The following is a 16,085-nucleotide window of genomic DNA, read 5'->3' as shown; positions in this document are numbered from 1 at the left end:
GTTAGCCGTTGAGAGGCAAGCGAATGGTGAATTCCGTTCCCACTCCTTCTTCACTCTTTAGGATGATTTCACCACCGTGGGATTTGATGATGTCATAGCTCAGGGAAAGGCCTAGCCCGGTTCCCTGTCCAGTTGGTTTGGTGGTGAAGAATGGCTGAAATATTTTGGATTTGATCGATTCGGGAATTCCATTTCCATTGTCGCTGATCCTGATTTCCACCTGATCGCCCAAATTTTTTGTGCTGACCGTCACCATCGGTCTGTAGGATTTGGCTGCCTCAGAGGGATTTGATTCTTGTTTTATTTCAAGTTTGCTCTGCGTTTGTCGCTCCGCACAGGCATAGAAGGCATTGTTGATCAGGTTGAGAAATACCCTCCCAAGGTCCTGTGTGACGACATTCACCTTTGGCAAATCCGGATCAAAATCGGTTTTGAAGTCGGCATTGAAGCTTTTGTCTTTTGCCCGGATGCCATGGTAAGACAGTCGGAGGTATTCATCGGCCAAGGAATTGAGGTCGGAGAGCTCTTTTTGTCCGGTACCTGCACGGCTATGCAGAAGCATTCCTTTCACAATAGCATCGGCACGTTTTCCATGGTGGGTAATTTTTTTAAGGTTTTCTTTCAGATCATCTCCGATTGCTTTTGCCTCTTCGTAATCTTTCTCATCCAGGGCTTCCTTCATTTCATCCACCAATTCGGAACTCAGTTCAGAGAAGTTGTTTACAAAATTCAACGGGTTTTGGATTTCATGGGCAATTCCCGCCGTAAGCTCACCCAGGGAAGCCATTTTTTCGGACTGGATGAGCTGGGATTGGGTAGCCTTCAGCTCATCGATAGTTTTGTTCAACTGCCCGGTACGGTGGGCGACTTTTTCTTCAAGAAGGCGGTTTTCTTTTTTAAGCCACTGGGACCGAACATGGACTATGGCGTAGGTCAAGCCTCCAAACAATGATACAAAAAGCAGGTAGGCCCACCAGGTCTGCCACCACGGAGGCAAAATGACAAATTCAAAGACGGCAGGCTCACTCCAGACTCCGTTGAATCCGCGGGTTGCAACTTTAAAGGTGTATTCTCCAGGTTGAAGGTTGTAGTAAATCCTCGAAGCAGGTTTTGGGCTTACCGCTGACCATTCTTCATCTTCTCCCTCAAGGATATATCGGTAAACGATCATGTCTCTTCCCAGTCCGGACTGATTCACAAAGGAAAAATTGAAGGAGTTTTGATTATAGGGGAGTTTCAAACCGATCGGTAATCTGAATCCCGGACTGATGCTGTCCCACTGTATTTTGTTTTGGGTCAGGTAGCTTGAATCTGCTGGAAGTTTGGATTTGGTCCACCCTTGGGAAAAGTCACTCAACCACAAGGTGTCTTCCTCGGCAAGGTGTTTTTGAAAAAAGGAAGGTTTTAGAAAATCCGGATTTTGATCCATGATGTTCATGCCTTTGATGTGAACCGTTGGAGGAATGCTGTCTATTCGGGGATCTTGATGATTTACGACTAAAATCGGAGCCGCACCCCACCATACCTGCCCGGTGGAGGTTACATAGGAAGTTGCCTGATTGTGGTCATTGTAAGGAAGTCCCGATGACTTGCCAAAATTGGTGAAACGCCAAAATGGGTTTGAAGAATTCTTTTGGGGTCGTTCCACTACAATGATTCCATTTTCTGATCCGACCTGTATTCTTCCCTTGCTTTCGTTCAGATCATAAAGTGAAGGAGGATTTATTCCTGATTTTCCAGACACGTGGGTGATGGTTTTTTCTTCCGGATTGAAAATGGAGATTCCCATATCCCCTCCGATGACGATTTCTCCTTGGGAGGATTCAAAAAGCATGGAATTGTAATCAGTCATTAACATCTTCCCCTTATTCAAGGGTCGCTGGGATTCGCCCTTCGGATCGAATAAGTGGACTCCCGAATCCGTACAGACCCAAATTTGGCCTTTGCTGTCTTTCTTGATTATAAAGGCAAAGTCTGAGGATAATCCGTTGGATTTACCCACCTTTTTGAAAGTGTTTGCCTCAGGGTCAAAAACCAGAACCCCGGATCCTGAACCCATCCAAATTTTACCTTCTGCTGTTTTTTCTCCCGTGAATATGGTCGTAATCCCCAAAGAGCTCCGTGTTTCATAAAAAGTTGCCGAGTTGGCTTTCAGGTCTATAATGGAAAAGCCTCTCGCCATTCCCACAAAAAAAACGTCCTCTCCAATTTTATTGATTTGTCTGAAGTCATTGATAAGGATATCGCCGGGAAAATGGAATAGGTAAAGCCGTTCTTTTTGAGGATCATAAATATTAAGTCCCCGATAAGTCCCCAGCCAAATTCTTCCTTTTGAATCTTCATTGATCCCCCAGACATCGTTGCTTTCGATCCCGTTTTCCACAGTGAAATAGTCCGAAAGCATTCCTTTTGGATTCATCAGAAGGACGCCCACCTTATCTGTTCCCAACCAGATCATTCCATCATTTCCCACCATGGAAGAGGAAGGGGTATTATTATCCCTCGTCACCGCACCGGTCACGAGTTTTTTTACCAGTGCAGTCTTCTGGTCCAGGATTCGGACGGTATCCTCGGAGATCAACCAAAGTCTCTTTTCTTCATCCAGAAGCACATCCGCTGTCCTTCCAAAAAAACCCTGTTCTGGCCCAAGTTGGTTAATGATTTGATTTTGAAGGTTTACCGAAAATGATCCCGGAGAAAATGCCGAAATCCACATATTGCCCAGTGGATCTTCCAAAAATTCATAAACAGTCCGGACCTCGAGGCCTTCCTGGTCTCCAAGAATGCGAATGGATTTTTGGGAAGCGTCCATGATCGCGATTCGTTGTGCGAGGCCAATCCAAAGATTTCCTTTTGAGTCGGTTTTTACCCCGAATCCATTAGCCAGTCCAGCTGAAGTTTGGATGGGGATCACAGAAATTTTCCTTTGATCCAAATCCAAAAGGTGAAGTTCCCGGTTGGCGCCCCAGAGTTTACCCTGAGCATCATAATCCATTCTGTAAAATCCTTTTCCTGTTTGGAAATGCTCCACCAATCCCAAAGTAATATCGACTCTATAGACTCCAGTTACAAAGCCGGAAATAATCAGTCGGCCCTCCTGATCAAACAGCAATTCAGAAATAACCTCTACAGATCCATTTTCTGCTCTCCCAAAGAAATTGTAAGTCAAAAATTCCGAGCCGTCGTACTTGGTCAATCCTCTGTCTGTAGAGATCCAGATGCTTCCAAAGGGATCGGTGACCATTGCAAATACTTTGTTTCCCAAGAGCCCTTCCGTTTGACCCAGTCGGACAATTGCCGCAGTCCCGCCTTGCCATACGGAAGGGACAGAGGCCGCCGTCACTATCGGAGCCGGCAACAAAAACTTTTTGACCGAAATGGGCTTTCCTTTGATCGTATCGAGATGGATGGGAATGGTTTCCAATTTGTCCCACTCGAAAGGAGTGGTTTTAATGGGAGCTTTTAGAGGCTTGAACTCATTAGCAGTGAAAGATTTGTAAGGGAGGCTTTCGATTTTAAAATTGATCTTGATTCCGGTAGGGATGCTGTCACTGGGATAGGTTTTCCAGCGGATGGGTTCCGGGTCCGGCAATTCAATTGGTATAGGTTTTGGGACTTCATACCCAGATGGGTTTTCAGGAAATGGTACACTTGATTCCTGATTGCAGGAAACCACTATCGCAAAGAACAAAAGCAGGAAAAATGGCTTTTGAGGCGACTTGATCAATAATTTCATAGGTATTCCGGGTAGATAATAAATCTTAAAATCAAGGATAAGATTGTCTTCGATAAAATATTGACTTCCCTTCTTCCACAGGTTTGGTGAAGACTACTTTTCCGAAGCAAGAAATTTATGGTCCGGGAAGAACATTAATTCTTAACCAAGACGACTCATCGTTGCTTCAAAAAGGAACTAGGGAAATCAATAGCAGTGGTTAAAAAACAGTGGCATTTTCAATTTAGGATAAGTTTTTGAATTATAGGAGCTTTTTGAGAGGATAAAGCAGACTTCTCCTGAATTGAAAATCTTTAGATTGGAATACCCGCCTCAGCAATTCTTGCGTTGGTTTTCAAGAGGTGTAAAAAGCACTTTTTTGAATTCAAATAGCGCTACCTAGGTCAGGATCCTTTTGGTATGGTAATGCTGAATTTTGTCCATTCTCCCACTTGGGTGGTAATGTCCAGGGAGCCATTGTGGGCCTTGATGATGTCGTGTGTGATGGATAGACCCAGTCCCGTACCTTCGGTTCCTTTTTTGGTGGTAAAGAAAGGCATCAAAAGTTTATCCTTGATTTCATCAGGTACGCCAGGACCGTTATCCTCGACTTCTATGAGGATTTTGTCTCCAAGATCTTTTGTCCGCACTTCCAACTTAGCCTTGTAGTCAGGACCGACCTTATTGATTTTTTCTCGCATTGCATCAAATGCGTTTTTGGTCAGGTTCAATATTACCCGGCTAAAATCCTCGGTATTAAGTGGGATTTTTGGCAAGCCTTCCTCCAATTGCAGGACCAAATCCACATTGATCGGGTTTTTATTGGCCCGCATACCGTGGAAGGAAAGATTGACGTATTCTTTGATTACCTCGTTGAGGTCAGCTGGCTCCATGGCCCCGCTACCTCCTCGGGAGTGCATGAGCATGGATTTCACAATGCCATCCGCACGTCCGCCATGGTGCTTGATTTTGGTCAAGTTGGTTTTGATGTCAGATAGCAGATCCCTCACATTTTCCAGGGCATCACTGGACTCCATTTTGTCCAGTTCTTCTTCAATTTCATCGATAAATTCCAAGCTAAGCCCGGAGAAATTGTTGACAAAGTTGAGCGGGTTTTTGATTTCATGGGCAATACCCGCAGTCAGCTGGCCGAGTGATGCCAGTTTTTCCTGTTGGATCAACTGTGCCTGAGTTGATTTCAGGTTTTCATGTGCAGCTTCCAATTTGGTATAGGCCTTTTCTATTTCCCTTGCTTGCTCCAGTTCCCGTTGACGTGCTTTTTCCTGTTCCGCTTGGATGGCTTTGTTGCGTTGATAGCGGTAAACAGGATAGGTCATGGAAAGGAACACCAGAGTATAAATCACGTAAGCCCACCAAGTTCGATACCATGGAGGGAGGACGGTGAAAGAGAATTCAAGGGGTTCGGTCCATTCTCCTGCGGGTCCTTCAGCTGGTCCGGTAAACCTGGCCTTTACCAAAAAAGTATAATCGCCTTCGTGAATATTTCCGAATGTCGCACTGGTCTTTTTCAGAATAGGACTCCAATCCGCATCGTAACCTTCAAGGATGTATTGATATTCCACCAAATAGGGTTTTGCCAGTTCATTGGATCCAAAATCAATGTTGATATGGTTGTGCCGATAGGGTAAAACCAGTTCCTGAGGAATGGGAAAAAACGGTGTAGTCTCTTCGAATTCAAGACCTGCAAATTTCTTTTTGAGATTTTCCCGCTCAGTATTGCTCAACACTTTTCCAAAAGTGTTCAATTCTTCGGATGACCTTGAAGAATTGGGGTCTTCTGAAATCAAAGACTCCCAGGAAATGATCTCCTCATTAATTCTAAGTTGCTTCAAAAAAACTGTAGGAGTCTTCTTGTTTCTTATTAAAGCTTGGTAATCAAATCGAACTAGAGCTGTTTTATTATTTCCTGTTCCGGCCCAAAGGATTCCTTTGCTATCCTGGAACATTCCATTTTGTCCATCGGTGAGGTCTTTGACCGGATATCCGGTATCGGAGTTAAACACTTCAAGATTTTCAAGGGGAAAATCCGTGTTTACCGAATCCGGTGCATCAAAAAAAGCAATCCCCAGATTGGTGCCGACTGCAATCTTGCGATTATCCATGGGAACGATCTGTAGGATCATGTTATCCGGAAGTCCTTCGGTTGTTCCAAAGGATTTAAAGAAAGATGATTCAACAGCCTTGCCGGAGGCGATGGATTGGATGGACTCGTTACTTAAAAAACCGAGGCCATGTTCTGTTCCGATCCACATATTTCCATCAGGATCCTCTGCCAATCTGATTACAGCATTGTCGATAAGCCCTTGAGCAGTAGTGAAATTCGTGAATTTTTTTCCATCGAAACGGCTGATCCCTCCGTCCACAGCGGCAAACCACAATCCTCCGCTTCGATCTTCCAGAATACTGAGGATTACATTTCCTGCCAGCCCCTGATCTGAGGTGTAGGTGGTAAACTTCTCTCCGTCAAATTTACTGACTCCGCCTCCGTCTGTACCAAACCAGAGATTGCCCTGCCGATCCTGAGCGATTGACCAGACTTCATTGTTTGTCAATCCCTGCTCGGTAGAATAAGTGGTAAATGCCTTACCGTCAAATTTGCTTACTCCACCTCCTCCGGTACCAAACCAAAGATTTCCGCTTTGGTCTTCAATTATGCTATAGACAATGTCCGCTGCAAGGCCCTGTGCAGCAGAATAGGTGGTGAAACTTCGCCCGTCATATCGACTTACTCCGCCACCTGCAGTGCCAAACCACAAGTAGCCATTTTTATCTTCCAGTGTGCTTAGTACCAAATTGTCTCCGATACCTTGGGCTTCTGTAAAACTGGTAAACGAACTTCCGTCAAATCTACTTACTCCTCCACCGTCGGTAGAGAACCAAAGTTTACCGGAATTGTCTGTGACAATATCCAGAACACTGTTTGCCGGCATGCCTTGATCGCGCGTGTAGCTGGTGAATTTACTTCCATCGTAACGGCTAATTCCGGTTTCTGTGGCAAACCAGGTGAATCCGGAGCTGTCTTCTAAAATGGTTCTGACGATATTTCCGGCTAGGCCATCTGAGGAAGAAAAGTTTTGAAAAGTTTTTCCATCAAATTTGCTGGCCCCACCGCCGATGGTTCCAATCCAGATTTCACCACTTTGGACCTGCCTTATGCTACGTACTCTGTTGCTGGCCAGGCCGTTGGTTTCGTTGAAGTTTACAAATGTCTTCCCATCGTATTTGCTGAAGCCACTGCCGTTTGATCCGAAATATAGATTCCCATCCCGGTCCTTTCCGGTACTGATGATTACGTTGTCGACAAGTCCCTCTTCTGCTGTGAGATTTGTGAACTTTTCTCCGTCGAATTTGCTCACACCTCCTCCACCCGTTCCAAACCAGATGTGGCCAGACTGGTCTTCCACCATACTGAAAATGATGTCATCTCCCAATCCGTTTTCACTGGTAAAATTGGTAAAGGAATATCCATCGTATTTGCTAACTCCACCGCCGATGGTTCCAAACCAGATATTTCCTTTGCTGTCTTCCAGGATGCTTCGAATGGTATTTCCGGCCAAACCCTGGATGGTGGTGTAATTTGTAAATGAATTCCCGTCGTACCGACTGACTCCTCCTCCATTGGTCCCAAACCATAAATGGCCCCTGCTGTCCAAAATGGAACAATTTACTGCATCCAGAGCCAGACCGTCGTCCGTGGAATAGGTTCGAAACTGGGAAATCCCCCCTTCTCCCAGGAGAAAAGGCTGTCCGTTGGAATCTTTGATAACCTCCCCGTTTTCATCCTTGAGAACGAGTAACTCCTTCTTTTTGGGAGCTAAAAGAGGGAAAGTCTGATATTCCCCATTTTCATCCGGATAGGAATAATAACCCCCATCCTGTTTTGGCACTTGAATCACCCTTGGTGAGGGAACTGTACTTAAGCTGACTACCTGAGGCTGGATCGAATCAGCCAAAGCGGAAACCTCAATAACAGCCGGGGGGGCAAAAGGTAAATTCCCGTCAGAATTGGTGAGTTGATCCTCCTTAGCGCAGGAAAAAAGTAAAAAAGCAATTCCCCAAAAGCGAAGGGTTTGTTTCATTCTATTGGTCAGAATTCAATCCGAAAAAGCCAGCCAGGCTTGCCTCTTCCAAAATTTTCGAAAAAGATAGGGATTTCTGACATTATAAAAAATGTTGAAAAAGGGCTGATTTGTTCATCTTAAATTTAGTAGTAAGATATGTATTCTGAATATTGGAATTCGTGGAGTGCAGGCCATTCACTAATTGTCAATGGTAATTGTCCTTAGATCTAAACCTGGTATTAAAGAGAAAGTAACCCATCATACCCCCAATCAATCCACCAAAATTGGCAGCATGGTCTACTTTATGGAAAAAGCCAAGTATCAGAACGAGGATTACATATCCTGAAATTATCCACGGTTTAAGTTCGGTGATGGAAAGCGTTTGTGTCTTGATTCCATTTAGACAAAAAGCTACAATCAATCCAATTGCAAGTGGACTTGCTCCGCCTACCCAATAAACAGGATGGAAGTATAAACTAACCAATGCCCCAAAAATTAAAGAAAAGATGGACAAAAGCAGAAAACCCAATGATCCAATCTCTTTTTCGAAGGCACCTCCAAAATACCCTAAAATGAACATATTAATTATTCCAATGAAAGGTCCAGTCGATAGAAATCCAAAAGTGATTAATCTAAGCCACTCTCCTCGACCTACCTCAATTCTCCTTAATCCTCCCCAATCACCTAAAAATGGATGATCTAAAAATCCTCCAATTACTCCGGAACAAGCCATTAAGAAGCCGACCGTCAGCAGAATCCAAAGAAATGTAACCGTGACGGGTTGGTTTTTTCGATATGAGAATCTATCAAGAATGTCATCTAGCCAAGACCTATGCCGCCTGCTTGCCAATCTGAAATTTTTCAAAAACCCTTGCCTACTTTTTCCAAAAAACAATACCACCATAAATAGGAAGGTACCAATGCACCAAGCGAAAAAAATCCAATATCCGGTCATACCAATTCGGATCTCGAATGGCTCTTTTTCCGCCTCAAGTATGATAAAATTGTTTTCAGAATTGAAGTTTAATAACCTAGAAATAGCTTGGTTATAAATAAAGAAGTCTTCGGATTTCAAGAGTCTTCTAAAATACTTTGCCTCTTTGAAGTCCCAGCTTTCCATCTTTTTGAGACTTTCCCGCTTGAATTTTTCAAATTGTTTTTCCTTTTCCGCATCAGAAGCCCAATTTGACATGCTTTCATTAAATCTCACCCCATACCATACTAGAGGGACATCAGGAATCATTTCCCAAGTCGTATTTAAAAACGGACTGGCAAAAAACAGCTCAAAATGAAGGGTACTATTGTATTTCCCTGAAGTGTGCCAATTCCACGACATGGCCCCCCAGTTGGGAGGGATTTCATAATTGTCGATTTTGTAATAGTTGGTTTTTGGTGTCAAAACCAAATGCGAAGGATAATCAAGGGCTGTGAGCTTCCCAAATCGTTTTTCCACATAATTTCCTGTCAGCAGTAACATAGCTAAACCAGTCAAAAATGAGATGAGTGTCAGAACATCTTGAGCGCGATCACTGTTCTTAGCAAAGTAAATCCAAAGGATACGGTGACGGTACAAGAATAAGTATACCAAGCCAATCAAAACCAGAGGAATGACAAACTCCAGGGCCCCTTCCATGAATTGGAAAGAGAAATTCTGATTCAGGGGAACTAGCGTGAAAAATCTAAAAACTCCAAAAATCGGAACCAATCCTACAGTCATCGCCAAATGTGCAGGAAAAAGGATTCTGAGCTTAAGCAGGAAATCGTTCAAGAAAATTAGAATTATCTCGTTAATATAACTTTTAGTAAAAAAAACCGGCCACTCTGAAGCAGCCGGTTTTCATTCTTACTTTTTGGACTTCAAGGCAATTATTGTCCTACAAGGAAAATCGCGTTGCTCAGGACCAATTTTCCGCTTTCCCAGAATCCTCTGAAAATCGGATTGTCCACAAAGTACACAATCTGTCCTCGACCTTGCCTTTCAGCTCCGATGGCCATGGATTGTCCCATTTTGGATTTTATTTTGTACCCGATGTATCCGGTGCGATAGGATTCGTTGGTAGCAATGACACCTGCATTTACACCACCCGTCAGGTAGGCAAATCGCTCCGCATTGTTTTTCAGGGAGTAGAATTTCCCTCCTGTTCCATATCCCAGTGGGTGGGTTTGATCCATGTCGATTTGATAAATGGCACCTGCGACACCTGCGGAGATTTCCAAGCGCTCACCTTCTGTGTATGGCTCCAGTCTTTCCTGCTTGGCAAGTTCTTGGGCAGCCTTTTCAGCAGCTTTCTTCTCGTCCTCAGTATCAAAGGTCTTCAAGGCAAACCCTTCCTTGTTGGCAAACAGATTCAGGGCGTTTTCGATGGCAATCAACTTTCCTCCGGCACGTACCCATTCCATGAGCTTTTTCTGGGAAGCCTCATTCAAGGCGCCGCCCCAAGTGGATGGCAGAATGATCACATCGTATTTGCTCAAATCGTAGCTGCCCATGGAGGCTGCGTCCAGGTTGCTGAGCGGGTAGTTGAGTTCTTTTTCGAAGAAATGCCAGATTTCCCCATAGTTCAGGGAAGAAGTTCCGTTTCCGCCTACCAAAGCCACTTTTGGAGTTTTAATCACTCGGATGTTGGGTGAGCCAAAGTCCTTGCCTTTTTCCACATATCCCGTTTGGGTGGTTGCTAACGTGACGCCGAACTTATTGGCGGTTTCGGTTACTTTTTTGTCAAAATCAGTTACGTACTCGTTGCCTCCTTTGGTAATCATGAGCGTTCCCGAGGCATAACTTTTCCCTTCTACTTCAAAAGGATATTCAGCATATCGGACTCTGATTTTCTGATTGAGGATCGCTGCCAAAAACGCGGCATCTCGCGTTCCTTCCCAGTTTATCAAATAGGCGACTGGAGTCTCTCCGGCTTGGTTTGGGGTCTGAACAGGCTTTTCATAAGCTCCAGCAGCGTCCAGTTTGGTCTCCATGGCATAGCCTTGGAGTCCGTAGGCATAAGGAAGAGCCCAGCTGGTGATGTCATACGTGATGGAGTCATTGAGCGTAGGATTCGGTTCGAACAACACCTGGGTCAGGACAGATTTGGGCTGATAGGCATTGATCACTATATCTTTGTCAGATGTGGAAAAAGTCACCCCTGATTTTCCGCTTTGGTATTCAAACCCTTTCAAGCCGGTTTTCGCAGTGGCTTTGCCGTATTTGATTCCGTTTTTATCCATCAGTTCAAGCAATTTGGCCAACTGTGCAGGATTATTTTCCCCTTTGATCACAAAGCTTTTGTATTTGCCTTTTGGATTGGAGGAGTTGTTTTTGAAATACGTGGCGAATTCTGATACCAGCCTTTTGGCATTTTGGCTGGTCACTTCTGTCGCAGACATCGCTGCAGTATAATGACCGGCAATTCTGCTACTCAGGGTTACAGTATCTCCCACAGAATTGAAACCACCTCTGCCTGCACGGCCCCCGCCTCCTTGCTCAATGGTCATCCCAATGGCACCGTTGTACATGGGATAGGAGTCTCCATAGGAAGGATAAAGGATGTCAAAGCGCTCTTTGGTGAAATAAAACCGACCCATTTGGTCAAAGTACTTGGCTGTATTTTTTCCGAAAATATCCTGAAACTCATGTTGGAAATCGGTCAGCTGCTCATGCAAAGGCTCTGCGGCAGGGGCCATGTAAAACGGCTGGTCAATTCCTTGCTCATGGAAATCCAGGTGCAGTTGGGGCATCCACTGCTGATAGATTTTTAAGCGCTGTTGAGATTCTACCTGTACCTGCCAAGCCCAATCCCGGTTCAAATCGAAGAGGTAATGGTTGGCGCGGCCACCCGGCCAAGGTTCATTGTGCTCCATTGACTGCAGATCAGGCTGAAGGGTAGTATTCATTTTCTGATTATACCACATTGCATAGCGATCGCGTCCATCGGGGTTGATACAGGGATCGATGATCACGATCTGGTCTTTCAGCCATTCCTGAGATTTGGGATTTTTCGGATCTGCCAAGGTGTAAAAAGTAGAGATGGCAGCTTCCATTCCTACAGATTCATTTCCGTGGACATTGAAAGACATCCAGTTGATTGGGACTTCTGTGGAAGGAGTACCTTCCAACAGACCGGCACGCTTGAGGTTGTCGGTGCGGATTTGCTCCAGCTTGGCCATGTTTTCCGGACTGGAAAGAATGGCAATGATCAAAGGCCGCTTTTCGTTGGTTTCCCCGTATTGGATCAGTTTGATGTTGGGATTTTGAGAAGCTACGTGCTCAAAATAATCCACCATGCGGTGATGAGGCGTAAAGCGATCCCCTGGCTTGTAGCCGAGAAACTGCTCAGGAGTTTGCAATTGAGCCATTGCTCCCCAAGCCGCAATAAGTAGTAGGGTTAGAGAAAGTAAAATCTTTTTCATTTGATTTAAATAGAATTTAAGCGGTCAAATAGCTTGTCCCGAACTCGCTTCGGGAGAATCTTGCCTGGCAAACAAACACCTCTCTGCTTGAGGCTAAGATTATGCTCGATTTCATTTAGAAAATTTTGTTTAGGTCGGGAAGTTAAGGTCTTTTGGATTTTTGAGCGGTACCGATCAGGGAAAATTGATTTTGGGTTTTGGTGGAAAGAAATTAGGATCCGTTTTCGGATCCTAGTTGAAACTTTGCTGTATTAAATGCCCGCCCTGACTTCCACTACCATACTTCCTCGGGTGGCATTGGAGATCAGACAATTTTGATGAGCAAGGTCTGCCAATTGTTGGGCATGTTCTAAAGAATCAGCCTGGGGGATTTTTACTTCAATTTCAGCAGAAATCCCGAAACTGTTTGGTCCGTAGTGTCCCAAATGGACTTTTACTTTAATTTCTGAATCTCTCAGACTGGTTTTGCCGGCTACAGAAGCCAATGCTCCACCAAAACAAGTGGCATAAGCGGCTGCTAAAAGTTGTTCCGGATTGGTCTTGCCTCCTTCTCCTCCAATTTCTTTGGGCATTGCCACGTCAAAATCCAGCAATCCGTCGTCAGTACGCACATGACCTTTTCTTCCACCGGTATTCACTGCTACTGCAGTGTAGTCAACTATCAATCTTTCCATTAGTACTTCTTAAGGGTTTTGAGTTTTTTAGAGAATTCTTCCACAGCAGGAAAAAGCAATTGTACTTCCTTTCCGAGCATTGGATTCAGTTTTTCTTCCAACTCTTGCATTGCTGTCAAAGTTTTGGACTGAAGGGTTTTTCCTGGATAAGTCAGGTGAATGGTCACGGTACGTTCGTCAGCTTCACCCCGTTTTCGCTTCAGGAGGTTTTGGTTTTCCAGTTTTTTCAACAAAGGAGTCAACGTACCTGAGTCCAAACTGAGCTTTTCGCCCAGTTGGAAAACTTTCAACCCATCCTGTTCCCAAAGAATCGAGAGTACCAAATACTGAAGATAAGTCAGGCCGACATCATTCAATTTCAGTTGAATTTGTTGGATTAGAAGCCTTGAACTGGTGTATAGCAGATGGGAAAGTTGGAGTGTGGAGGAATTTTGGTCTGGCATAGAAGGAAAACAGGATTGAATACAATCTACTTGTTTTCAATCCTGATTGCAATAGAACTGCTGTAAATTTCCAACTTCAATAGATCCGAAATCTCATATACGGAACCTAAAATCAATAATACCTCCCTATCATCGGGTGATCCACAATTGCCTTTTTCAAAGCCAATGGATCAATACTCCCGGGAACTCGATAGACCACTTTTCCGCCCGGTTCAATCAACAACGTGATCGGTAGGCTACCGTCCCAATCTGATCCGACTACCTTGATCACTTCATATTTGTCGTCTGTATCCATGAGGTAATTGGGCAAAGCCGAAGTTTTTCCTTTTAAAAATTTCAAAGCTTTATCTAGTTGGTCAGGAGCATCCATGCTTACTGAAACAAACTGAAAATCACGCTCTCCATACATCCGCTGAATCGTTACAAACTCCGGATATTCGATAATGCAGGGCCCGCACCAGGTTGCCCAGAAGTTCACCAAAAGGAGTTCGTCGGTGTCGTTTTTCAATAAGTCAGCAAGACCTGCTGGAGAAAGTTTCTCCAATGTCACTTCCTTTTCAGCCCATTCTTTATTGGTCTTGATGGTGTATTCATTTTTCCAGGCCCATTTGATTGAGCACCCGAATGCAGGAGTTTGGGCAGATTCTGCGGGAAGGCCTTCTCCTTTTAAGGTAGCCTCTATGGCAGTTCTCAAATCCTCCGAATTTCCAGTTCCGGGTTTTTCAGAAGCGTCGATCCTTCCGGAGTAGGTCAACTTTCGGGTTTTGTCAAATACAAACACATGCGGAGTGGCTGTGGGGCCATAAGCGAGAGAGAATTCATGAGTATCTCCGTCATAGAGATAGGGGAAATTGTAAGACTTATCCAAAGCCCGAAGCTTCATTTCTTCGTGGTAGTCGCTCAGATCCGTGTACCCCAATTCCTCCGGCAAAATCGCAATGGGACTGTTTGGGGAAATTGCCACAAAAGCCACTGATTTTCCTTGATATTCCTTCACCAGTCCAATAAACCGATCCTCGTAGGCTTGGGCTGTTGGACAATGGTTACAGGTGAAGTTTACGACCAAAACATCGGATTCGGAGAAATCTTCCAGCTTGTGAAATTTCCCGTCAACATCCGGTAGATTAAAAGGAGGCGCCTGATCACCAATGGCTAATTTTCCAATTGGTTTTTCTGCTACCACCTGAGGTTTGGCTACAAATACAGATGGACTTTCAGCCGTTGCGGAGGTAGATTCCTCGCTGCTTTTTCCACATTGGAAAATCAAAAAGGCTGTGGATAAAAGCAGCCAATTCAGAATTATCTTTCGGGTCGGGAAATTCATAGGGCTGTGGATAAGTTGGTTTTTAGGTTAGCGAATACCCGTTTTGGTAGGCATAGTGCAGTTTGGAATTGGCTTCAGCATCCGTGAAAACCTGCGCCATCGGATCCCACTTGAGAGGTCTTTGCAACTCGTGGGCAATGTTCCCAATTGTACAGGCAGTACAGGTACTGTGACCGATTTCCACCGGCACGATTGGGTCTTTTCTTTTTCTTATACAGTCGATAAAGTCGATGTGATGTGCAGTAAAAGTGAAATTTTCGGGCTCCTTTCCGAGGTCCAGTTCCTTGAGTGAGGTATCATAATTCCCTCTGGAAACTTTGATCCAGCCATTTTCACCCATGAATTTCACACCCTGTCGTCCTTCATCAAATTTGGTGATCAGCATTTCAACACCGTTTGCATAGCGATAGGTCAGGGGCTTGTCTCCGGAGGCCGGAATCACTTCCACCGGACCGTTTCGGTCCATACTGAGTCCCCACTGAGCGACATCAATCATGTGAGCGCCCCAGTCAGTCATAAGTCCTCCGCCGGTTTCTTTGTACCAACGCCAAGCGCCCCATGCGGCTTCGTTTTTATCTGGGTTTAGGGTGATGCCTGGATTGAGGAGGTCATTGAAGTGCAAGGCAGGAATTGGCCCCAGCCATTTTTGCCAATTCAATCCGGCAGGTATTTCCTCTTTGGCCAGGTCGTAAGGTTTGGGGTGCGGATTGTCTCCGACATGGACCAACACCTGGGAAATTTTCCCCAGTCTTCCTTTTTGAACATGCATGGCAGCAGTCTGGAAATTGACAGCGGCACGCTGCATGGATCCCACGGCCAACACAACCCCGTTGGAGCGAACGGCCTTAACCAATTCCTGTCCTTCTTTAATGGTAAAGGTCAATGGCTTTTCCAGGTAGATGTCCTTTTTAGCCTTGCAGGCATCGATGGCCATGAGTGCATGCCAATGATCCGGTGTAGCAATGACTACGGCATCCACCTCCGGATTTGCCAAAAGCTCCCGGTAATCTTCATAGAGTTTAGGCGCGAGGACAGCCTTTCCCGCGTCAGTTTGATTCTTTTGCACCCGCAGCGCAAAACGCTCCCGCTTGATGGCATAAACGTCTGCACCAGCCACCACTTCCACTCCTGGGATTTTCATGAAATTGTTTAACAAGCCCATAGCCTGACGACCTACACCTATAAAACCCAAACGGACACGTTCATGTGCAGCTTGGAAAAGTGGGTTGGGAGATGCAGCAAAAGATAATCCCGGAATCAAACTCAATCCGGCTGAAGTAAGAAGACTGGCGCCCAGAAATTTCCTTCTGGAAAAAGAAGAGTTGCTCATGGTTTTGGTTATTGGGGTTTTTGATTTTCAGTGAAATAGAGAAAATAAATTACTGTTTTTTGACAGCTGTGGGAAATATAAGTAAGGCAATTTTTTAAATAGGTCAATAAGAAGGA

Annotated in this window: 8 protein-coding genes; all 8 read right to left on the bottom strand. The window is 44.8% G+C overall.

The window, feature by feature from the left end; all coding sequences use genetic code 11:
• Window position 1: 1 nt before the first annotated feature.
• The gene (locus D0X99_RS00335) at window positions 2-3,736 is read right to left on the bottom strand and encodes a sensor histidine kinase (protein WP_119475662.1); all 3,735 of its coding nucleotides are present in this window, start codon (window positions 3,734-3,736) and stop codon (window positions 2-4) included.
• A gap of 383 nt (window positions 3,737-4,119) precedes the next feature.
• Window positions 4,120-7,815, bottom strand: coding sequence for a two-component regulator propeller domain-containing protein (locus tag D0X99_RS00330; protein ID WP_119475661.1), 3,696 nt, complete (start codon window positions 7,813-7,815; stop codon window positions 4,120-4,122).
• 187 nt (window positions 7,816-8,002) lie between these two features.
• Complete coding sequence (locus D0X99_RS00325) at window positions 8,003-9,565, bottom strand: rhomboid family intramembrane serine protease (protein ID WP_119475660.1); 1,563 nt, start codon at window positions 9,563-9,565, stop codon at window positions 8,003-8,005.
• A 98-nt stretch (window positions 9,566-9,663) separates the two neighbouring features.
• On the bottom strand, window positions 9,664-12,198 hold the full coding sequence (locus D0X99_RS00320) for a M14 family metallopeptidase (RefSeq protein ID WP_119475659.1): 2,535 nt from the start codon (window positions 12,196-12,198) through the stop codon (window positions 9,664-9,666).
• Between the two features lie 251 nt (window positions 12,199-12,449).
• Window positions 12,450-12,872, bottom strand: a complete 423-nt coding sequence (locus D0X99_RS00315) for an Ohr family peroxiredoxin (protein ID WP_119475658.1) — start codon at window positions 12,870-12,872, stop codon at window positions 12,450-12,452.
• A complete protein-coding gene (locus D0X99_RS00310) occupies window positions 12,872-13,315 on the bottom strand; it encodes a MarR family winged helix-turn-helix transcriptional regulator (RefSeq protein WP_119475657.1) in 444 nt (147 codons plus the stop codon). The genes D0X99_RS00315 and D0X99_RS00310 overlap by 1 nt, the downstream gene beginning before the upstream one ends.
• Window positions 13,316-13,427: 112 nt before the next feature.
• The gene (locus tag D0X99_RS00305) at window positions 13,428-14,639 is read right to left on the bottom strand and encodes a redoxin domain-containing protein (RefSeq protein WP_119475656.1); all 1,212 of its coding nucleotides are present in this window, start codon (window positions 14,637-14,639) and stop codon (window positions 13,428-13,430) included.
• 22 nt (window positions 14,640-14,661) lie between these two features.
• Window positions 14,662-15,969 carry a Gfo/Idh/MocA family protein gene (locus D0X99_RS00300; protein WP_119475655.1) on the bottom strand — a complete coding sequence of 436 codons (1,308 nt, stop codon included), beginning with the start codon at window positions 15,967-15,969 and terminating at the stop codon, window positions 14,662-14,664.
• Window positions 15,970-16,085 lie beyond the last annotated feature (116 nt).

The organism is Algoriphagus lacus (assembly GCF_003583985.1).
In the GTDB taxonomy this organism is placed as follows: Bacteria; Bacteroidota; Bacteroidia; order Cytophagales; family Cyclobacteriaceae; genus Algoriphagus; species Algoriphagus lacus.
The sequence above is the reverse complement of the archived record's forward strand: the minus strand, read 5'-3'. Positions and strand labels throughout refer to the sequence as shown.